At 50.3% G+C, this 21,098-nt stretch carries 18 protein-coding genes; 8 read left to right on the top strand and 10 right to left on the bottom strand.

Features of this window, described 5'->3' with window-relative positions; genetic code table 11:
* Positions 1 to 22 precede the first annotated feature (22 nt).
* Together ACXAH4_RS16115 and ACXAH4_RS16110 are read right to left on the bottom strand one after the other, a co-directional pair.
* Entirely contained in the window at positions 23 to 259 is a 237-nt protein-coding gene (locus tag ACXAH4_RS16115; RefSeq protein WP_474850906.1) for a hypothetical protein, read from the bottom strand.
* A 104-nt stretch (positions 260 to 363) separates the two neighbouring features.
* On the bottom strand, positions 364 to 843 hold the full coding sequence (locus ACXAH4_RS16110; RefSeq protein WP_474882637.1) for a (R)-mandelonitrile lyase: 480 nt from the start codon (positions 841 to 843) through the stop codon (positions 364 to 366).
* A 365-nt stretch (positions 844 to 1,208) separates the two neighbouring features.
* Here ACXAH4_RS16110 and ACXAH4_RS16105 point away from each other — a divergent pair, with 365 nt between their 5' ends.
* Positions 1,209 to 1,667: a (2Fe-2S)-binding protein gene (locus ACXAH4_RS16105; RefSeq protein ID WP_474882636.1), complete on the top strand. Its 459-nt coding sequence runs from the start codon at positions 1,209 to 1,211 to the stop codon at positions 1,665 to 1,667.
* Positions 1,667 to 3,907 carry a xanthine dehydrogenase family protein molybdopterin-binding subunit gene (locus tag ACXAH4_RS16100; RefSeq protein ID WP_474882635.1) on the top strand — a complete coding sequence of 747 codons (2,241 nt, stop codon included), beginning with the start codon at positions 1,667 to 1,669 and terminating at the stop codon, positions 3,905 to 3,907. The genes ACXAH4_RS16105 and ACXAH4_RS16100 overlap by 1 nt, the downstream gene beginning before the upstream one ends.
* 85 nt (positions 3,908 to 3,992) lie before the next feature.
* On the opposite strand, the gene ACXAH4_RS16095 is transcribed toward ACXAH4_RS16100, so the two are convergent.
* From ACXAH4_RS16095 to ACXAH4_RS16080, 4 genes are all read right to left on the bottom strand, one after another.
* The gene (locus ACXAH4_RS16095) at positions 3,993 to 5,480 is read right to left on the bottom strand and encodes a catalase (protein ID WP_474850899.1); all 1,488 of its coding nucleotides are present in this window, start codon (positions 5,478 to 5,480) and stop codon (positions 3,993 to 3,995) included.
* A gap of 240 nt (positions 5,481 to 5,720) precedes the next feature.
* Positions 5,721 to 5,909, bottom strand: coding sequence for a hypothetical protein (locus tag ACXAH4_RS16090; RefSeq protein ID WP_150154239.1), 189 nt, complete (start codon positions 5,907 to 5,909; stop codon positions 5,721 to 5,723).
* An 82-nt stretch (positions 5,910 to 5,991) separates the two neighbouring features.
* Positions 5,992 to 6,756, bottom strand: a complete 765-nt coding sequence (locus ACXAH4_RS16085) for a hypothetical protein (RefSeq protein WP_474846363.1) — start codon at positions 6,754 to 6,756, stop codon at positions 5,992 to 5,994.
* Between the two features lie 161 nt (positions 6,757 to 6,917).
* Positions 6,918 to 7,826 carry a LysR family transcriptional regulator gene (locus ACXAH4_RS16080; protein WP_474850897.1) on the bottom strand — a complete coding sequence of 303 codons (909 nt, stop codon included), beginning with the start codon at positions 7,824 to 7,826 and terminating at the stop codon, positions 6,918 to 6,920.
* A 335-nt stretch (positions 7,827 to 8,161) separates the two neighbouring features.
* Between ACXAH4_RS16080 and ACXAH4_RS16075 the strand changes: the two genes are divergently transcribed.
* The 6 genes from ACXAH4_RS16075 (at position 8,162) to ACXAH4_RS16050 (ending at position 16,540) form a co-directional block, all read left to right on the top strand.
* Entirely contained in the window at positions 8,162 to 9,367 is a 1,206-nt protein-coding gene (locus ACXAH4_RS16075; RefSeq protein ID WP_474850895.1) for a CaiB/BaiF CoA transferase family protein, read from the top strand.
* Positions 9,364 to 10,650, top strand: coding sequence for a serine hydrolase domain-containing protein (locus tag ACXAH4_RS16070; protein WP_474882633.1), 1,287 nt, complete (start codon positions 9,364 to 9,366; stop codon positions 10,648 to 10,650). The genes ACXAH4_RS16075 and ACXAH4_RS16070 overlap by 4 nt, the downstream gene beginning before the upstream one ends.
* 6 nt (positions 10,651 to 10,656) lie before the next feature.
* Entirely contained in the window at positions 10,657 to 11,934 is a 1,278-nt protein-coding gene (locus tag ACXAH4_RS16065) for a CitMHS family transporter (RefSeq protein ID WP_474882631.1), read from the top strand.
* A 21-nt stretch (positions 11,935 to 11,955) separates the two neighbouring features.
* Positions 11,956 to 12,864, top strand: coding sequence for a hydroxymethylglutaryl-CoA lyase (locus tag ACXAH4_RS16060; protein ID WP_474882629.1), 909 nt, complete (start codon positions 11,956 to 11,958; stop codon positions 12,862 to 12,864).
* 84 nt (positions 12,865 to 12,948) lie between these two features.
* A complete protein-coding gene (locus tag ACXAH4_RS16055; protein ID WP_474882698.1) occupies positions 12,949 to 13,524 on the top strand; it encodes a tannase/feruloyl esterase family alpha/beta hydrolase in 576 nt (191 codons plus the stop codon).
* 244 nt (positions 13,525 to 13,768) lie between these two features.
* Positions 13,769 to 16,540 carry a TonB-dependent receptor domain-containing protein gene (locus tag ACXAH4_RS16050; protein WP_474846375.1) on the top strand — a complete coding sequence of 924 codons (2,772 nt, stop codon included), beginning with the start codon at positions 13,769 to 13,771 and terminating at the stop codon, positions 16,538 to 16,540.
* Positions 16,541 to 16,774: 234 nt separating this feature from the next.
* Here ACXAH4_RS16050 and ACXAH4_RS16045 read toward each other — a convergent pair whose 3' ends face one another.
* From ACXAH4_RS16045 to ACXAH4_RS16030, 4 genes are all read right to left on the bottom strand, one after another.
* Positions 16,775 to 17,020 (bottom strand): hypothetical protein, encoded by a 246-nt coding sequence (locus ACXAH4_RS16045; protein ID WP_474846377.1) that lies wholly within the window; start codon positions 17,018 to 17,020, stop codon positions 16,775 to 16,777.
* Positions 17,021 to 17,131: 111 nt separating this feature from the next.
* The gene (locus tag ACXAH4_RS16040) at positions 17,132 to 18,688 is read right to left on the bottom strand and encodes an MFS transporter (RefSeq protein WP_474882627.1); all 1,557 of its coding nucleotides are present in this window, start codon (positions 18,686 to 18,688) and stop codon (positions 17,132 to 17,134) included.
* Positions 18,681 to 19,691 (bottom strand): LacI family DNA-binding transcriptional regulator, encoded by a 1,011-nt coding sequence (locus tag ACXAH4_RS16035; RefSeq protein ID WP_474846381.1) that lies wholly within the window; start codon positions 19,689 to 19,691, stop codon positions 18,681 to 18,683. Before ACXAH4_RS16035 ends, ACXAH4_RS16040 begins: the two co-directional genes overlap by 8 nt.
* 41 nt (positions 19,692 to 19,732) lie before the next feature.
* Positions 19,733 to 21,064, bottom strand: coding sequence for a GH1 family beta-glucosidase (locus ACXAH4_RS16030; RefSeq protein ID WP_474846383.1), 1,332 nt, complete (start codon positions 21,062 to 21,064; stop codon positions 19,733 to 19,735).
* Between the last annotated feature and the right edge of the window lie 34 nt (positions 21,065 to 21,098).

Below are 21,098 nucleotides of genomic sequence, written 5' to 3'. Positions count from 1 at the left end.
CGGAAGCAGATACCGGCGTGAATCATCTTTTTACCATTTCGTTTATGCGGACAAACTCGTCATCCAGACTGTTTGAAGGCATCGTTTCACCGGCACGGGTGTACCAGTAGCGGGCATTGAATTTATCGCCCTCTACCCGGTGCAGATAGCCGTGAATTAAACATGACAATGCATCATTTTCATTTTCGACAATCGCGTGGGCGCTGTCCCAGTTTCCCTGAGAGGCTTTGTCCAGCGCCTGCTGATGAAGGTTTGTCACTAATATTTTCCCCGTAAAGACAGTTTTTCATCACTTTTTAAAACACTATATCACAGCCTCTTTAATTCGCATTACGCTGTCACTGTTGCGTTCGTATTGTGAATTTACGGGGAAACCGGTGTTTGCAGGTACTCCTCATCACTGACCTTTTCCATCCAAACCACATTTTTACCATCACCGAATTGCTGAATGGCGATATGTGACATCATGGAATGCTCCGTAGCACCGTGCCAGTGTTTAACACCGGGCGGGGTCCACACCACATCGCCGGGCTTAATGGTTTGCTTTTCTTTACCCCATTGCTGAACGTATCCCGTCCCTTCGGTAACAACGAGATGTTGTCCTTTGGGATGGGTGTGCCAGGCCGAGCGTGAACCTGGCGAAAAAGTGACACTGGCACCGGAAACACCGGCTTCTTTGTTACTGAAATACGGATTCACGATACTGGTACCGGTGAAGAACTTGTCTGAGCCGGTGATTGCCTGCTGTTCACCGTTTTGCGTGACTTCAAGAGATTGCGCTGAAGACAATGAAGAAATAGCGAGTAAACAGGCCACACTGAATGACGTTGCGAAAGTATGCATAACACTGAGTTCCTGATGTTGGAAAGGTTATTCAGATTACGCCAAACCACCGCCAAAGTTTTTCAAAAGCTGTGCATAGCACCTATGAATTTTTTTAATAAATAGATGGGTTACAGTTACTTGGAAAGGGCCAGATATCCCCGTGATATACAATTAAAAAGCCCCCGGAGGATCAGGCAATACTTTCACAGGATCAGACTATCGCTTCACAGCAAATTAGCGCTATCTTTTACAGTCAGGGATCTAAAGATTCATATTACGCATTAGCACAATGCATATGCTACCACCACAAAGAATCGCTTTCCCCCTGCATACAAACATTTTGAAACCCGTAATCTGAACAGGCCAGCTTCAAGGGAAATATCATGATTAAGCTTACCGTAAACGGTCGTCCCGAAACCTTTGACGGAGACCAGCAAATGCCACTGTTGTGGTATTTACGAGATGAAATCGCGCTTACCGGCACAAAGTTCGGGTGCGGTATGGCCCAGTGCGGTGCATGTACCGTGCACGTTAATGGCAAGCCGGTCAGATCCTGCGTCACTCCGATGCTGGCTCTGGAAGGAGCCGCTGTCGCCACCATTGAAGCCGCTGAAACCGACAGGGTTGGTGCAGTTGTTCAGGCTGCGTGGATAGAGGAGCAGGCGCCGCAATGTGGTTATTGCCAGTCTGGTCAAATCATGTCTACGGTCGCGTTGCTGAAAGAGAAACCTGCGCCTACGGATGACGATATTGATGCCGCCATGAACGGAAACATTTGTCGTTGCGCAGCCTATCCGCGGATCCGCAGCGCTATTCACCGTGCGGCAAGGGAGCTGAAATAATGCTCATTAACCCTCAACAACAGCAACAACCTGAAGCAGCGCAACACGGTGCTGCCATTACCCGCAGGCAGTTTCTGGCCGGGATGGGCGCACTGACGCTGGCGGTAAACTTTAAAGGCCAGGTTGCGCTGGCCGCAGAAAACGCCGGGTCTGATGTCTTTATGCCCAATGCGTTTATTCAAATCGATAAAAACGGCTTTGTTACGATTATTTCCAGCTACATAGAAATGGGCCAGGGAACCTTCACCGGCCTGGCTACACTGGCGGCTGAGGAATTACACATTACACCGGAGCAACTGCAGGTGACGGGCTCCCCTGCCGATTTAGAAAAATACGGCAATCCAGCGCTGGCGGCGGTAGGTTTTAATGTGCAGGGCACCGGCGGCAGTACTGCTATGGCCGGTGCATGGAATGTAATGCGAACCGCAGCAGCATCAGCCCGTCACATGTTACTTCAGGCAGCGGCCCTTGAGTGGAAAGTCCCGTTTAAAGAACTGGTTGTGGAAGACGGTATCGTTATTCACGAAGCTACGAATAAGCGTGCCGGTTACGGTGCCTTTATCGATGCCGCAGCAGAGTTACCGGTGCCTGATGCGGGTACACTTACGTTTAAAAAACCGGCTGAGTATCAGCGCATCGGAAAAGCGGATGGCATGCGCCGTGTCGACGTGCCGGAAAAAGTAAACGGCAAAGCGGTATATACTCAGGACATCAAGCTACCGGATATGCTGGTAGCCGTCATTGCCCACCCGCCACGTAAGTTCGCTAAAGTAGCCAGCGTGGATAAGGCGCCTGCCATGGCGGTGCCGGGCGTCGTTGCAGTACTGGAAATCCCCGGTGACAACGTGATTCAGGGCGGCGTTGCTGTGCTTGCTAAAAACACATGGATTGCGAAGAAAGGCCGTGATGCGCTGAATATTCAATGGGACAGGAATACCGGTTCACACGCCGGTACCGCAGCCCTGTTTGAAGAATACAGGCAGCTGGCCGCGACGCCCGGGCTTGAAGTGGCGAACACCGGCCCGCAATTAACTGAAGTACCTGAAGGCGGTTATGAAATCGATGCGGTGTTTGAATTGCCTTACCTTGCTCACGCAGCAATGGAGCCGATGAACGCATTGATTCACCTTCAGGAAGACAGCTGCCATATGTGGAACGGCGAACAATGGCATACCGCAGACCAGGCTGCCATCGCTAAAGAGACTGGTTTGCCGGTTGAAAAAGTGCAGATCACCCAACTTTATGCAGGTGGCAGTTTCGGTCGCCGTGCCGGCCCGGGCTGCGATTTTGTAATAGAAGCAACCCGTATTGCTAAAGTTGCCCGTGCTCAGGGCATAAACGTGCCAATCAAAATGGTGTGGCTGCGGGAAGAAGATATGGGTGGCATGCAGTATCGCCCGATGACAGTACACAACAACAAAATCATGATTAACGCCGATGGCAGTGTTGCTTCCTGGCGCTGGCGTGTTGTGGGGCAAAGTTTCTTCCCCATGCCGGCCACGCAGGTTGACCATACGCTGATGGAAGGTGCTCACGGCCTGCCCTACGCCATTAATAACATGCTGGTAGAGCAGCATCTGGTTAAAGGTGATGTGCCTGTTTCGTGGTTGCGCTCTGTAGGCCATACACACTCTGCCTTTGTCGGCGAAGTGTTGATTGATGAAATTGCCACTAAAACCGGACAGGATCCATACCTTTTCAGACGTAAATTACTGGCTGATGCGCCTGAATTTTTAAACGTGCTGGATCTCGTTGCTGAAAAATCCGGCTGGAATACGCCACTTCCGCAGGGCAAAGAGGGCGAAAGGCGAGCCCGCGGTATTGCCATACGTCAGTCGTTTAACACCATCGTTGCCCAGGTGGCGGAAGTCACAGTGCGTGCAGACAACACCTACAAGGTAGACAAGGTGTACTGCGCTGTGGACTGCGGCCAGGTAATTAACCCGGTCAATGTGGCGACACAGGTAGAGGGCGGGATCGGTTTTGCTATGTCATTCCTGAAACAGGAAATCACCTTGAAAGACGGTGTGGTAACACAGAGCAATTTCCACAATTATCCGGTTCTTCGCATCAATGAAGCACCTGCAGTGGAAGTATTTACGGTTGACTCCGAGAAGCCGCCAACGGGGATCGGAGAGCCCGGCGTACCGCCTGCCGTTCCGGCTATCTTAAATGCCATCAGCAGCATAACCGGTAAAGTAGTTCGCAGGTTACCGCTGGGCGCTAAAGTGCCGGCATAGTCGCCGGTTGCAAAAATAGCTTCACTGCAGAGATAAAAAAGAGCCGGTGACTTACCTCACCGGCCCTTCTTTTTATTACCGGCGTTTAGCCGCCAGTCAGTCTTGCCATCACGGCTTCTTTTACTCTGCGTCCGTAGTCTTCATCGGCGGCATCGTATTGTGCAAACATGGCTTCCTGTACATCAGCAGTTGCCTGACTTAAACCATCTGCAATATTGCTTACCAGTTGCTGCTTTTGCGATTCGTTCATGATGCGGTACAGCTCACCGGCCTGAGAAAAGTTATCATCATCCTGCGTATCGTAAATGTCCAGCCATGCATCCTGCTCCAGCGGCATGGGTGGCTCTGCATATTGCACAGCTTCTGCCGGCTCACCGGCCATAGCACGGTTGTTCGGATAGAAGTTAGCACCACTACTTGCCAGTGCGGGGTTAATACCGGCAAAAGCACCGTCACGCTGGTAGTTGTGCACCGGGCATTTTGGCGCATTCACAGGGATCTGATTCACATTCGCGCCCACGCGGTAACGGTGTGCATCCTGATAAGCCAGCAAGCGCGCCTGTAACATTCTGTCCGGCGATACACCAATCCCCGGTACTAAATTATTTGGTGCAAACGCCGCCTGCTCCGTTTCTGCAAAGTAGTTATCAACATTGCGGTTCAGCTCAAGCTGCCCGATTTCCTTTAACGGGAAGTCTTTGTGTGGCCATACTTTCGTTAAATCAAAAGGATTTATGTGGTAGCTCCGGGCTTCCTCTTCCGTCATGATCTGTACCTTCACGGTCCAGGATGGATAGTCACCTTTATCAATGCTGGCAACCAGGTCCTGCTGTGCGCCGAAGGCCGGCATTTGTGCAGCTTCTTCAGTGGTCAGCGTTTTAATCCCCTGATTAGTTTTGAAGTGCCATTTCACCCAGTAACGCTCACCTTTACTGTTCCATAAACTCAAAGTATGAGAGCTGTATCCGTTCACATGGCGGTATGATAACGGGATCCCGCGGTCAGACATCAAAATGGTGGACTGGTGCAACGATTGCGGGTTATTCGCCCAGAATTCGTAAACCGCCTGCGGATCAGGCAGATTAGTCCGCGGATTCTTCTTCTGACTGTGAATAAAGTCGGGGAATTTAATCCCGTCCCGTAAGAAGAATACCGGCGTGTTATTGCCCACCATATCCCAGTTTCCCTGCTCTGTGTAAAACTTCACAGCAAAGCCACGGGGATCACGGGCATAATCACTTGAATCCTGGCCGCCGCCTACTGTCGAAAAGCGCAGAAATACCGGTGTTTGCTGACCTTCCTGCTGCAGGAAATCAGCTATCGTATAATCCGACAGGCTGTTGGTCAGTGTGAAGGTGCCGTAAGCCGCACTGCCTCGGGCATGGACGACACGCTCGGGAATACGCTCGCGGTTAAAATGAGCCAGCTTCTCAAACAGGTAGTGATTGTCGAAAGTCACCGGCCCGCGACGACCCGCAGTGCGACTTTGATTATCATTCGCAACCGGCGCACCGTTAGCCGAGGTTAACGTAACAGATTGAGGGTTCTTACCCGAAAATGGACACTGACTCATAATATTATCCTTCTGAACTGACACTATTGTGATGGACAGATTTTTATTTAAGTGCTCAGGTAGCGACTGTTTCTGTCCGTTGAGAAGATTATGGTCGATTACTATTTTTGAATAAAACGAAGTAAATTGATTGCTTAAATTGATTTTAAGGATTAGAAACGTGTAGTTTAATCGGGGCCTAAAAAGCCAGCTATCCCCGGGGATAGCTGGCCCGATAAAGAGAACAAGTTAAGTAATCGCTCAAGGCTTTTCAGGTGCGTCCTGAAGCAATGTTTTAATTGACTCATTACCGGCGAGGTCTGCAAGATCTATCAGATAGCTTTTCTGCAACTCGTCCAGCGTTTGTCCCGCCAGTAGTTGCTTTACTCTGTCTTCTTCACCATTGGCTATCGCCGTTTTCAGTCCGGACATATTGGCTATGGGATTCACTATTGTTTCTCCTCAGCGGTGATTACAAACGTTCACAGAAAACAAAGCCCGCCGGAGGGCGGGCGCTTTACGTTTCGTCAAATTAGCTTTTCATTTTCATCAGGCCTTCGGCCTCAACGGTAAAGGTATTGAAGAATTCCTCTTCCATCTCACCGGTGACACGAACCCGCTCGCCCTTAATCAGTGTGAGCTTGCCATCCTGATCCAGCGGCATGTCATCAAGATCGTCCAGCTCTACAGTCAGCGTTGAGTCGCCTACTTTTAACTGCAGTGCTTTTTTACCGATAGACTGAACTGTGCCCACCAGCACCATTTCTTCGTCATCCACGTCCAGCGAATTTGCAGCACTCAAGTACATATCTGCGGAATGTTGGTCCACATCATCAGCCAGATAGGTTGTTTCCAGCTCGTCCACAAAAACACTTTGTGCCACGATTCGGGAGTCAGTAAATAAACCATCATCCAGCTGTGCGGTTACCATGACATCTTTCCCTTCCAGCTCTTCATATGCCTGTGCGTCCAGGTCAGTATTATGAAGCTCTACGAAAATAGTGCCGTCACCGTAATCCAGCGTGAAGAACTTTGAATCCACATCAGTGACTTCACCAGTGAGCGTGATCCAGGTATCCGGCATATCTGCCAGACGCGTTGTGGTGTTGGAGTCCTGAGCCTGCATCACAGCTTTATTCATCCGGTCACGGGCGTTAGTCTGTTGCTGATTTTCCATTTTCACCGGCTGCATGGCACCGGTCTGTGTTTCAACCTGTTTGGCTGCAGCGGCACCGGCAACACTGGATAAAGTGGCAGTAACAAATACAGCAGCTAATGTTTTCTTCGTGTTCATCATAACGACCTCCTGAATTGATATGTCTTTTGAGAACAATGAATAGTCATTCGGAGTTAACTGATGCAAAGCCAGTGCCGCCCTTTGGGATCAATAAGTTACGAGAAAACGGTGTTTTAAAAGTGATACGGCTACAGAAATATACACGCGAAAAAATGTAGAGTTTACAGACTTGTAATTGGGGGCCTTGAACCATTAACCGCCTCCATCAGATACTGCTTTAAAATATTACCGGCGGGAGACAAGGCTACGCCCCGACGCCGGAGTAAAGAAATATTTCTTTCCACTACCGGATGGGTGAGTTCGATTGCCCGTAATCCCGGGGACATGCGTGCCGGAACTCCTGAACTGGGTAATACTGCCACGCCCAGTCCGGCTTCTGCATAGGCAAAAGCAGATGTCATCTGCATGGGTTCAAGAATAATATCCAGCTTCATATCCTGAGCCAGTGCCGTGCTGTCGATGAGGGTCCGGATCGTCGTCCCCTTGTTCATAGCAATGACCGGTTGATTTGCCAGTTGTGCCCATTTGACAGACTTCTCCTTTGCCAGAGGGTGATTATCAGCACACACCACCACCATGGCATCTTTGATTAGGGTCAGTGCTTCCACTTCTTTATCAGACTGGGCATAGCAAATACCGAAATCAATCCGCTTTTCATTCAGCGCATTGATGATCTCCTGTCCGGCACAGTCCTGAATGTTTAACCGGATATCCGGATAATCGCTATTGAAACGTTTCAGCACCCGTGGCAGCAAAGAGCTGCAAACTGAGGGCAGCACCGCTATATCCAGCCTGCCCCGCCTTACGGATTTGTAAGTTTTAACGTCGTATATGGCCTGCTCAAAGTCAGCCACCAGCTTTTCTGCTGTGTCACGAAACTCTTCTCCGGCAGGCGTCAGTTCAACCTGGCGGGTATGTCTTCTTACAAGCTGGATCCCGAAATCCTGTTCTAACTGCTGGATCAGCGAGCTTAGTGCTGGCTGGGTGAGACAAACCCGTTCTGCAGCCCGGGTAAAGTGAAGTTCTGTGGCAAGAGCAATGAAGGCTTTGAGATGTTTGATGTTGACCACGTGAGCACACCCAATTAATCAAAATAAACTATAGATTTATACAATTTATTTATTGGAGTTATAGATAATAGAAAATCATAGTATGAATAAAATGTAAACTTTTAATCCAAAAAAGGTTAATTTGATTTCTGAACGTCAGCTCCGTATCAAACAACATCAGATTCCGGCAGCGGGGCTGACAAAGCCCCCGCCTAATTAATAGATTTTCCATATTGAATTATAGAATTAATTGATTTGCCTGATAGATAACCATTCCGCATAGTATGAACAACTTGTAAAAATTAAGTAGCCGGCACGTTACCCTTTCCATCCGCCGGCTTATCTGAGGAGAATCTATGTTTTCGTTGCTCAACGGGATCAAGGTCCTTGATTTAACCACCATCGTTTTAGGGCCCTATGCAACGCAATTCCTTGGTGATTTTGGTGCAGACGTTATCAAGGTAGAGAACATCACCGGGGACTTATTCAGAACCGTCAGACCCGGCCGTTCAGCGGAAATGGGGGCGGGCTTCATCAACTGTAACCGCAATAAAAAAGCCATCGCTCTGGATTTAAAAAGTGAGGGCGGACAGGAAATACTTCAAAAGCTGATCGCAGAAGCCGATGTGGTTGTTCACAACATGCGTACTGCTACGGCAGAGCGTCTTGGCATTGACTATCCTGCGGTAAAGAAGATTAACGATAAAATTGTGTACTGCTTTGCGCCCGGCTACGGTCAAAGCGGCGCGTATGCCCACAAACCTGCTTACGATGACATCATTCAGGCGGAAAGCGGCATTGCCTATCTAAACCGCACATCTGACGGTCAGCCCCGTTTTATTCCCACAATTATTTGCGACAAAGTGGGTGGTATGCATCTGGCCATGTCGGTGCTGGCCGGCATGGTTCACCGCCTGAAACATAACGAGGGCACCTGCATTGAAGCGCCCATGTTTGAAGGCATGGTGTCATTTCTGATGACCGAGCAACTGGCCGGCGAAACTTTTGTACCGCCTCTCGGCGGCACCGGCTATGAACGGCTGAATTCGCCCTACCGTAAGCCCTTTCCTACGGCAAACGGCTACATCAGTATTTTGCCCTACAGCACCCGTCACTGGCAGCGCTTCTTCCGCCTGATTGGACGCGAAGATATGACTGAGCACGCCACGGTGACCGATCCGGTAAAGCGGAGCGAAAACGTGGGCTCGCTGTATAAAATTGTCAGTGAAGCCACTCCTGCGCGGACCACGGAAGAGTGGGTCACCGCACTGACTGAAATTGACGTTCCTTTTGCTCCGGTGAACAACATTGATGGCTTACTTCATGACCCGCACCTGTCATCCATCCGCTTTTTCAATGAATACGAGCACCCCTCTGAAGGCCGCTTACGGCAACCCGGCAAACCTTTTAATGTTGACGGAGAAGTCACAGACGATTTACCGCCACCGCTACCCGGCCAGCATACGGTGAGCATTCTTGAAGGATTAGGCTACAGCCACGACGCTATCGATGAGTTACAGAAAAAGAACATCATATTCAGCACTGAACGGAGTGAAAAATGAGTTTCAACATTCAGGCAAAATCATACATTCTCGGTGCAGCTGCGCTTTTTACTTTTGCTTCGCTGAGCGGATGTGCAACGCCCTCTGCTGACAATGACCACAGGTTTGCGGCATTGTCTGCCAAATTAGATACGCTGGTTGAAAACGGCACTATGCCGGGCTCAGTCACCACAATTATTGAGCAGGGTAAGCCGGTTTATCATTATGTGAACGGGTATCAGGATACTGGCAGCAAAACGGCGATGACGGATGATACCCTTTTTCGTCTTTATTCTATGTCCAAACCCATTACCAGTGTTGGCATTATGATGCTGCAGGAGCAGGGTAAGTTGCAGGTGTCCGATCCGGTCAGCAAGTATCTGCCAGCCTTCAAAGACTCACAGGTTTATGTGTCCGGCGACCTTGAGAACATGGTCACGGAGCCGGTAAAGCGGCAAATGACCATTGATGACCTGCTGGCCCATAAATCAGGCATAACCTATCACTTTACCGGCAACACACCGGTTCATCAGTATTACCGGAAATATGGCGTGAAGCGTGATACCCCCGTCGGCACACTGCCAACTGACGGCGCGCCGGCGCGTAATCTCACGGAACTGGCTGAACGACTCGCCGCGGCCCCGCTGCTGAGCCAACCGGGCGAAACGTTTGACTACAGCTATTCCACTACCCTCCTGGGTAAAATTATTGAAACCGTTACCGGCGAGCGGCTGGATAACTGGCTTGAGAACAACCTGTTTACGCCTCTTGGTATGAACAACACCGGCTTTTTTGTCACCGGTGACGATCTCAACCGGTTTGTGACCAATTATCTGATGACTGAGAATGGTCTGAAGGTCATAGAAACGGCACAAAATACGGATTACAAAGATGCAAACCGCTTACTCGATGGCGGCGGTGCACTGGCCGGCACCGCCTCTGATTACGTGGCGTTTGCCACCATGCTGGCAAATAAAGGTACTTATAACGGTAAGCGGCTGTTAAGCGAAGCGTCTGTGGATGCCTTATTTGCGCCACGCATCACCATTGAAGAATTTGGTAACGACGCCCCGATGGCGTTCGGATACGGCTTTGCTATTGGATCACCGGACACCGAAGCTGAAAACTTCATGCCCGACGGGTCTTTCGGCTGGGCAGGTTCCGGCAATACGGTGTTCTGGGTCAACCCCGAAACCCAAAGCCTGGTGGTCTTTATGACGCAGGTTATTACGCCGCCTCCCTTTGCTAAACAGGTACCGTTTCGTCAGTACCTGATTGAAACGACTGCCGCAGAAGCCCGTTAACAGTTTATGTTAGCGCTCACCGGCTTTCTGACCATCGTGACCGTTTTGCTGGCTATCGTCAGCAAACGTCTCTCCCCGCTGGTTGCACTTGTCGCTATTCCTGTGGCCGGCGCGCTGATTGCCGGCGAAGGTATGGCGGTACCCGGCTACCTGGTTCAGGGTATCACCGCTATTGCTCCGGTGGCGGTCATGTTCATGTTTGCCATATTGTTTTTCGGCATCATGAACGACAACCATGTGTTTACGCCCTTTATCAACGGCGTGCTGAAAGTGTGCGGCAGCGACCCGAGAAAACTGTTCACCGGTGTCGTGCTGATTACCGCACTGGTGCATCTGGACGGCTCCGGCGCCAGTACCTTTTTAATTGTGATACCCGCGGTATTACCGGTTTTTGATGCACTGAATATTGAGCGCAAAAAGCTGGCAGCACTGGTAGCGATGTCGACAGGTGTCAACAATATGCTTCCCTGGGGTGGTCCCACCATCCGTGCGGCCGCCGCCCTCGACGTACCGGTTATGGAGCTTTACGCGCCCTTACTGCCGGTGCATCTTTGCGGCTTTGCTTTTGTGCTCCTGATTGCTTACTGGATGGGCCATAAAGAACGGCTGAAACAAAATGCGATTTCAGATACGTCCATCACTTCAGCACAGCAAACCCGCCGGACTGACGTAAAATGGTTCATCAACATTGGGCTCATAGTCATTGTCATAAGCGCCATTGTCGCCAGTCTGCTCCCCCCTGTTGTGGCGTTTACCGGCGGTGCGCTGGCCGCTTTGCTGATTAATGCCCCCTCGCAGGAAGCACAGAAAACAACCATCGATAACCACGCTGCGCCTGTATTCATGATGGTCAGCATTCTGTTTGCTGCCGGATGTTTTACCGGCGTACTGAAGCACTCTGGCATGCTGGATGCCATGGCATCAAGTGGCAGTACCTTGTTACCTGAGGCATTAACCGGAAATATGCCTCTTGTGGTCGCAGTGTTATCTATGCCCCTGAGCCTGTTGTTTGACCCGGACTCTTTTTACTTCGGCATTATGCCGGTACTGGCAGGCATTGCTGCTGAATCGGGCCTGCCTGCTGTCAGCGTGGCACACGGTGCACTGCTGGGACAAATGACCACCGGATTTCCGGTCAGCCCGTTAACACCGGCGACATTCCTGCTTATTGGTCTTACGCAAATCAGTCTGGCAGATCATCAGCGCTACGCCCTGCCCTTACTGGCCGGCGTGTCGTTATTTATGACGCTGGTAGCCGTGTTGCTTGGCGTGATCCCCTTATAAAAGTCGTTACAGGGTAAAAACATGACGAACACCGATATTAAGATAGTGGAAATGGGTGCCAGAGATGGCCTGCAAAGCGAGCGGTTACCGGTTTCCCTGAACACGAAAATTATGCTCATCAACCAGCTTGCCGGATGCGGGTTAACACATATTGAGGCCGGCAGTTTTGTTCGCCCGGACCGCGTTCCGCAAATGGCGGATACCCCTGCCGTATTTGAAGGCATATCTCGTAAATCCGGTGTGATTTACTCAGCCCTTACCCCTAACCTGAAAGGCTTTGAGCAGGCGGTAAGTGCCGGAGCAGATGAAGTTGCGATATTCGCTTCAGCATCAGAAGGTTTTTCCCATAACAACCTGAATTGCGATATTGCCACCAGCCTGATCCGTTTTGCAGAAGTCACCCGCGCGGCGCAACAGGCAGGCATTCCGGTGCGGGGTTACGTATCCTGCATTGCCGGCTGCCCTTACGATGGTGACGTTTCACACGCAAGTGTGATTAATGTAACAGAGAAGCTGTTTGATATGGGCTGTGTTGAAGTGTCTTTAGGTGACACCATCGGCACCGGCACGCCGGGGCGCATCAGGCACTTACTGAAGGCCCTGTTACAGAGCATACCGCCACACAAAATTGCCATGCACATGCACGATACCTACGGGCAGGCCATTGCCAGCATTTATATTTCACTGGAAGAAGGCATCCGTACCTTTGATGCTTCAGTGGGTGGCATTGGCGGTTGCCCTTACGCAAAAGGAGCTACTGGCAATGTAGCCACTGAGGATCTCGTTTATCTGCTTGACCGCGAAGGGTTTAACCACGGCATCGATTTACTCAAACTCAGTGAAACCGGATTATGGATAAACAGGGAACTGCAACGACAAAGTACATCCCGCGCCGGTCTGGCAATGCTGAACAGGCAGAATACACAATGAGCCGGGTGTTCTTAAGCCGGTTATTGCTGAGCCAACTTGCAGTTGCCACTTTCCTTCTGAGTTCTCACACATTGGCAGCCAAAGATTTATCAGGGTCCGGTCGAGCCTGTCACTAATGAGCAAATCTATCCCGGTTTTCCACCCGGCAGTGAATACACCGAAGGTGCAGGCTGGGCCGCTTATATGGCCGACCCGAAAAACCCTTCCCAACCTGCCAGAGCAGACTTCTGGCGTTTGTGGGCATTTGATCAGGCGGAATGGGATCCATGGACATTTGACTGGCACACAGATTATCAGCGGGCAAGCAACGCTCTCTCCCCGCGTATCGACGCCACAGAAACGGATCTGTCTGCCTTCATGCAACGAGGCGGAAAACTCATTATTTATCATGGCCTGGCAGACCCGGTTGTATCATCAGCCGATACGGCACGCTATTTCCGTGAAGCCGCGGCAGATACCGGAGCGTCTTTTAATGCCAGATATTACGAAGTGCCGGGCATGTCTCACTGCGCCGGCGGCCCGTTTATCAGCGAATTTGATGCTTTTCCTGCCCTGCAACAGTGGGTTGAGCACGGCACAGAACCCGGCGTCATCCACGCACCGGTAAACGGTAAATCAAAAGAGACTTTTCAGTTAGCCCCCGCCAAAACCATACATTAAATAATGTCTATATGGGCTAACGAAAAAATTTAGCTAATCCCCTCGACATCAAATCATTATATTTCAGAAACTTAAAACCCACTCATATTAAAAATTTGTTAATTAATAGTATAAATCAATTTAACTTATTGATATCACCATGGTGTGATGAGAACTGATAAGGACTGCCAGCCGGGAGCTGGCAAACACATAAAACAGGACGGTATTAGTGGTTACCGTCCGACCAGATTCAGGACTAAACATCATGTTCAGCACATCAAAAAAGCATCCGCTCTTAAGAAGCAAGCTGCAACTCGCCGTTCTCGCCGCTCTGCTTAACCCGGCTACATCAACAACTGTTTTTGCTCAGGACAAAGAAGAAAAAGACGTTGAAGTCATCAGAGTGACCGGTAGTTATGTAACCCGCGATGCACAGGCTTCCATGTCATCACCCATCCAGATTGTCGGCAGTGAAGAAATCCTCAAATCCGGCTTTTCCGGTGTGGACGATATTATTGTAAACAACACAGCGAACACGGGTAGTGTGGGCGGCGTAAATAACCTCGCCGGCGGCGGCTCAGAATCCCGTCAGACCCGTTCAGCTAACTTGCGGGGTCTTGGCCCCTCTTCCACGCTGGTATTGCTTAACGGACACCGTGTTTCTTCACAGGAAATGGATGCTAAACGGAACAGTTACACCAACCTTGCAGCGTTAGTTCCCACTATCGCGGTGGGAAGAATTGAAACCGTACTGGACGGCGCATCTGCCATTTACGGTTCTGATGCCATAGCCGGCGCCATGAATATCATAACCGATGATCGCTACGAAGGTGTGACGGCCAGCTGGCAACATACGGCGATTGAAAACGCACCGGCTAATTTGCTGCAATTTAAACTGGGTGGCGGAAACGACAAGTTTCACGGCATGATCGCCAGCAGCTACGAGTACAAATCAAATTTGCAGAATTCAGATCGCGCCGTCACAGCCACTAACAACACCTCAGGTACAGCGCAGCCGGGCAACTTCGTACTTACAGAGCGCCCTGTCAGCGCTGACGGTTCAGATGTCATCATCGATAATGGCGTAAACGGACCGGTAAACTATTCCGCCCTGTACGACCAGATTTCAGCAGATACAGGCAGCAACAGAGTGACGCTGGCCGATCCGCACTGTACCGCCGAAGGCACCGGCGGCATTTATGTTGGCAGCAATCCGTTTCCCTACGGCACTTGCCAGTTCAGCTACCAGCAAATGAACCCGATCATGCCAGAGTCTAAAACCTGGTTGACCTATGCATCAGCCAATTACCTTGTAAATGATGAGCATGAGATGTTCTTCGAAGGCCGCTTCTATAAGCAAGAAGGTAATCGCTATGGTGTCGCCAGTATGCCCATCTCACTGGGATCCCCCGTTGTCCCGGCAGAAAACCCATATAACCCTTTCGGCGTTGATGTCCAGTTCAATGGCCGTGTGCTGGGAATTAATGCGGATTACCGTCTCGCAGAATCTGACGTGGACGGTACCCATTTAGTATTAGGGGGGAAAGGTGAGCTGGGCTTCTCTGACTGGCAGTACGAAGTCAGCGGAGTGTGGAGTCAGGAGCGCGCACTGAATACAGAGCCGGACACTGATCTGCAAATGTTGCAAAATGCTTTAAATGGTTATGGTGGCGCTGATTGCCAGACAGATCCGTTTGGCAACCCAAGTAGTGCTGAAACCGCCGGTGAAGGAAACTGTGTCTGGTTCAGCCCATTTGGTAAAGATCAGCTTAACCATGATGACCGCGTATTTTACAACCTGTTGCAACCCAGCCGTTCCTCAGATGAAGTGATTTATCAAATCATTGAATTTGTTGCCAACGGCTCCTGGTTTGATTTGCCCGGCGGAACGATTGGTGTGGCTATTGGCGGGCAAACCAGAAAGGAAACCCGTAAAGTTACTGTTGATGCGGCGACGCAGGCCGGACGCTGGGGCTTTACCGGCAAGCAGTCTCCGGGACAAGGTTCACGGACCATCGATGCTGTCTTTGCAGAATTATTCCTGCCCTGGACACTGGATTTAGATATGCAACTGGCGTTGCGCTATGAAGACTACGGGCGCTTCACCACTACTGATCCGAAATTAGGTCTTAACTGGCGTGCTACCGACGACCTCACCTTCAGACTCTCTGCCAGTACCGCTTTCAGAGCACCGTCTCTGGCGCACTCAGTGGGTAATCAGTCATCTTCCGGCGTCAGCCAGACTATCGATCCACTGGACCCGAATGACAACGGGACTTTCCGTGTAATCAATACAATTGCCAATCCCGACCTGGAGCCGGAAGAATCAACTAACTTTAATATCGGCATGACCTGGGCAGTAACAGATGAATTAACCACATCGTTAGATTACTGGAGCTTTGAGTTCGAGAATCAGGTAACAGCAGAAACAGCAACACAGGTGATAGAGCGGGATCCAAACGGGCCTGATTTGATTCGGGATGCTGATGGCCGGTTACTGGCGGTAAACGTGGGATATTTCAATGCGGGTAAAACCGAAACAAACGGTATTGACTGGCGTCTGGATTACCGTACAGAAATCATTGATGGTCACATTCTCAGCATCAGTAACTCGCTGACCTGGATTAACGAGTACACCGTGCAGGTGGGCCCGGACCAACCCGTGTATGACGTAGTGGGACGCAGAAACGACAACAATCCCGGCTCTGTTGCACCGGAATACCGCGACACGATGCAGGTATCCTGGTTACACAACGCCCACTCCGCAAACGTCACCTTGCGCTTTGTTGATGGTGTGGAAGATGACGTGTTCCTGCCGATGAATTACACCACACCATGGGGGCAGATCAGTTCATCCACGGTAATTGATGCTCAGTACGCGTTCCGCTTTGGCGGCAACGAGCAGTATCAGATTGCAGTGGGTGCCGTGAACCTGTTCGACCGCGAACCACCGGCAGCCTTTTTCACCAAGTATCTGTCTACAGCCGCCGACCCGTTAGGCCGTCAGGCATATGTGAGACTGTCTTTTGAACTGTAAAAAGTGAATGGAGAAGCAGTGCGCCTGGCGCACTGCTTTTTTAACCTGAGGTTGTCAACAACTTCCGGCAATACAATACCGGCAGGAAGCCGCCCCCAATCAGGATAACTATCCTGAATGCCTCGTACTCTACAAACCAGAGAGGTTTGAAAAACGTGAGTATGATCATCACTGATGTGATAACAGTGAAAACAGGATTCAAATACCGGATGAGCATGTTCATAAAATGAAACTCTAGTGGGAGTGATAATTCCGATGCTGCATAGTCGTCAAATGATTGGAAGATGGGCCAGATGGACCCGGTATAGATAATCCGCTTTGGAAATCATGATAATAACCAGCTCCCCAAGCTGTTGCTGCCATTAAAAAACCATTACCTCCAGAGACCAAACCAGCGAACATACTTGTTGTAAATTGCATGGATTCGCGATCCATACCACCACTCACAAATAAAATTTCATTACTGTCTAAAATTTCCATATTTCAATATCCTTTTAATCGTTACTCAAATTAGTAACAAGTACGAACTTACCACCTCAGCTCGCTTTCGCAACTGTCCTTGATGCCAGCCTGCACACGCAAGAGGTTCCTCTAAAATCCCTCAGAGATTTGCTCCAGCGAACGTCCTTTGGTTTCCGGAAACAGTTTAACCACCAGCACCAGGCTGATGAGCGCGAATATACCGTAGGAGGCAAAAGTGACGGCGGCGCCGAGATTCATCAGCTCCCAGGGAAACAGAAACTGGACCAGGAAGCTTGAGAGGGAATTAACTACGCCCACCACGGAGATGGCGAGGGCCCTGCTCTGGTTAGGAAATATTTCTGCCAGCATAGCCCACATGACAGGCCCTAAAGACATGGCATAGGATGCCACAAACGCCAGTAATCCAAAGAGAACCACTGGTGCATTCATATTGATGCCCTTACTTAACAGCACCCGCTGATGCTGACTGTATTGTTCCTGTCCCAGTGCATTTATTAAAGACTGCTTAAATGACACGTCTGATGAAAATGCCTTACCCGTGAGTGGCACAAGTTGTGTGGCCAGCGCCGGATCGCCAAGTGAAATTTCAGCCACTTCCACAGAATTTAGTTCATAAGTGGCTTGTTTAAAGCCCCAGCTACAGATTGCCATGCTCAGCATCACTCCGCAGAGTCCGGTTACAAGCAACGGTTTTCTGCCCCAACGGTCTATGGTCACCATAGCAATAATGGTAAAAACAATATTGATTAATCCTATCCAGATCGCCTGCATAAAAGCCGCATCGGTGCCGACTCCGCTATGCTCAAAAATGGTCGGGGCGTAGAAAAATATTACGTTAATACCCGTGATTTGTTGTGACACTCCCAGTATTAATCCGACAATGAGAGGAAAGCGCATGCGGGGTGCGACCAGAAATCCAAGCCGCTGCCGCCATCGCCAGTGTTTGTTTTCTGATAACTGGCTCATAGCCGCGAGCTGTCTTTCAGCCTGCTCATGACTGAACAGTTTTCTGACAACCTGTCCGGCTTCTGCCTGACGATTTTTAAGCATGAGCCAGCGCGGACTGCGGGGCACTTTAAACAACAGCACTAACCATATGGCCGCCGGTATCATTTCCAGTCCCAACATGTAACGCCAGCAGTTGTCACTGATCCCAAGATCACTTACCCATTGCGCATCACTGCCACTGAGCTGAAGGAAGGCGTAATTGCTGAAATACGAAAGTGCCAGACCCGTGACAATATTGAGCTGGTTTACTGACACCATTTTGCCGCGATTTTCCGGAGCGCTGATTTCAGCGATATACACCGGCGCAATTAACAGTGAACAAAATGCCATGCCGCCAAGAAATCTGGCGCTTACCAGCATCCAGTAATTCACCGACAGAGCTGAGGCCAGAGCGGAAACCAGATACAGCCCAGCAATGATGATAAGGGTTTTTCGCCTGCCAATAGCGTCACTGACCGCACCGGCACAGCACATGGCTATTAATGCGCCCAGTGTGGGAGAGCTGACAACAAACCCCTGCTGCCAGTCTGACAACCCGAAGGCTAAATCAATGAAACCGATAGCGCCGGAAATTACGCTGGCATCGAAGCCAAAAATGAACCCGCCAAGCGCTACAATGAGTGTGTAACGCAGCGAAGGAGAAAGCCTGTTAAGCATGGGGTGCCGGTCCCAGCGAATCCCGTAAGATTAGTTCAGGCTCAAAGATATGCGTGACAGGTTGAGGACATTTGATGTCGTAAACATGTTCCAGCACCCAGTGCGCTGCCATTTCGCCCATGGCACGTACCGGGTTGCTTACCGTAGTCAGTTTGGGATACAGATAGCGACAGAAAATGGCATTATCAAACCCCACTACCGACAACTGTTCAGGTAAATCGAAACCCGCTTCTCTGGCGGCGGTCATTGCCCCTGAGGCCATCTCATCGTTGGCGCATACCAGTGCAGTCATATCCGGATGCTGAGCCAGCAGGCTGGCAAACCCTTCCTGACCTGACGACTCATGATAGTCTCCCTCAAACATCAGTGAAGACTCAAAACTAATACCCGCTTCTGCTAATGCCTTTTTATGTCCGGTTAACCGGTCCGAGGCATCTGCTTTGAAAAGCGGTCCGCTGATGTAGCCGATATTCCGGTGACCTTTGTCCAGTACCGCTTTTGTTGCCAGATAGCCGCCATCCACGTTATCAGCGACAAAACACTTATCTTCCAGACCGTTAACTTTACGGTTCACCACCGCCACCGGTACAGATGTTTTGCTTAAGGAAATCAGATAGTCATCAGTCACAGCTTCAGCATGGACAATCAATGCGTCACAACGCCGGCTGGTCAGAAAATCGATGGCGTCTGTTTCACGGTTTTCATCTACGTGGCCCGCGGTGATAATAACGTGCTTGCCATGTTTTTTAAGGATCAGCTCTATGGTGCTCATCAGATCACCAAAATAGGAGCCGTGCAGTTCAGACACCAGTAAACCCACACTGTTTGTGCGGTTTGAAGCTAAAGACTGGGCGATAGCATTAGGCTTGTAACCTAACGCTTCCATTGCATCCACGACCTTTTGCCGCGTCCGGTCACTGACTTTGGCATTGCCATTCATCACCCGGGACACTGTAGCCAGCGAGACTCCTGCCGCTTTAGAAACTTCGTAAATGGTTGCCATAATAAAAATACTGCGCCTTCATCATGCCACCAATTTACCGGTTATTTGCGGGTTATCAACTCTTTATAAGCAAATCCGCTTTGCTTGATGATGCGTTGTCCGGATTCATAGTCTGTGTAGACCAGTCCGAATCGCTTACTGTAGCCAAATGCCCATTCAAAATTGTCCATCAGTGACCAGGCAAAATAGCCGCGTATATCCACGCCCTGACGCATGGCTTCATCCACCGCATTTAAGTGAGTGTGAAAATAGGCGACGCGGTCGTCGTCGTGCACCTGATCGTTGACCAGGATATCATGCATCGCGGCTCCGTTTTCGGTGATATAAACCGGCGGCAGCTGATAACGCTGATGCAGCGACACCAGCAATTCAGTGAACGCTTCCGGCCGGATTTCCCATCCCATATCTGTAACCGGTACATCACGGGGTGGCTGCGCAATAAAGCTGCCTTTGCCATTATCCCGGTATACTGTCGGCGAATAATAATTGACGCCCAGGTAATCCAGCGGTTGACGGATTAACGCCATGTCGTCCGGCAGGATTTCAGGCCGTTCTTCCGGTGCCAGTGACAGCAGGGTATCCGGGTACTCACCGGTTAACACCGGCTGCAAATACCACTGGTTGTGATAGGCATCAGCCTGAATAGCGGCTCTTATGTCATCAGCAGACGGTGACGCAGCAATACAGGTAGAAAAATTCAGCACAATGCCATGAATGCCGTCGGGACAGCAGGCACGCAAGGTTTTCATGCCTATACCATGGGCCATTAATATATGGTGTGCTGCCTGTCTGCCATTTTTAACACCGGTAATACCAGGCGCATGCACACCGGTTTCGTATCCCAGATAAGCTGAACAAAAAGGCTCATTGATGGTAGCCCAGGCATAGACCTTATCGCCCAGAGCGCTGGCAACAATGTCAACATACCGGGCAAACGCCCGGACAGTATCGCGATTTAACCACCCGCCCTTGTCCTCAAGGCATTGCGGAAGATCCCAGTGATAAAGGGTAACAAAGACTTTGATCCCTCTGTCGTGCAGCCAGGTTACCAATTCAATGTAAAAGGCCAGCCCCTCCTCATTCACTGTTCCCTCATCATTAATAACTCTGGGCCAGCACACAGACAACCGGTAGGCATCCACGCCAAGGAATGCAATAAGCTCAGCATCTTCCCGCCACTTTTCGATATGCCTGCAAGCAATATCGCCGTCAGATCCATCGCTGATGGCACCGGGCTTTTTGCAAAAAAGATCCCATATGCAATCATCCCGCTGATGCCTGCCACCTTCAATTTGATAGCTGGACGTAGCAACGCCAAACAGGAAATCGCGATGCCACACCGGGCTGTCATCAGGTAACTCAATTTTTTTCATATCTGTTCCCGGCAGGCAAACCAGTTTCATTATT

The sequence above is a fragment of the Alteromonas sp. ABV2_168 genome, from assembly GCF_056161165.1.
The sequence above is the reverse complement of the archived record's forward strand: the minus strand, read 5'-3'. Positions and strand labels throughout refer to the sequence as shown.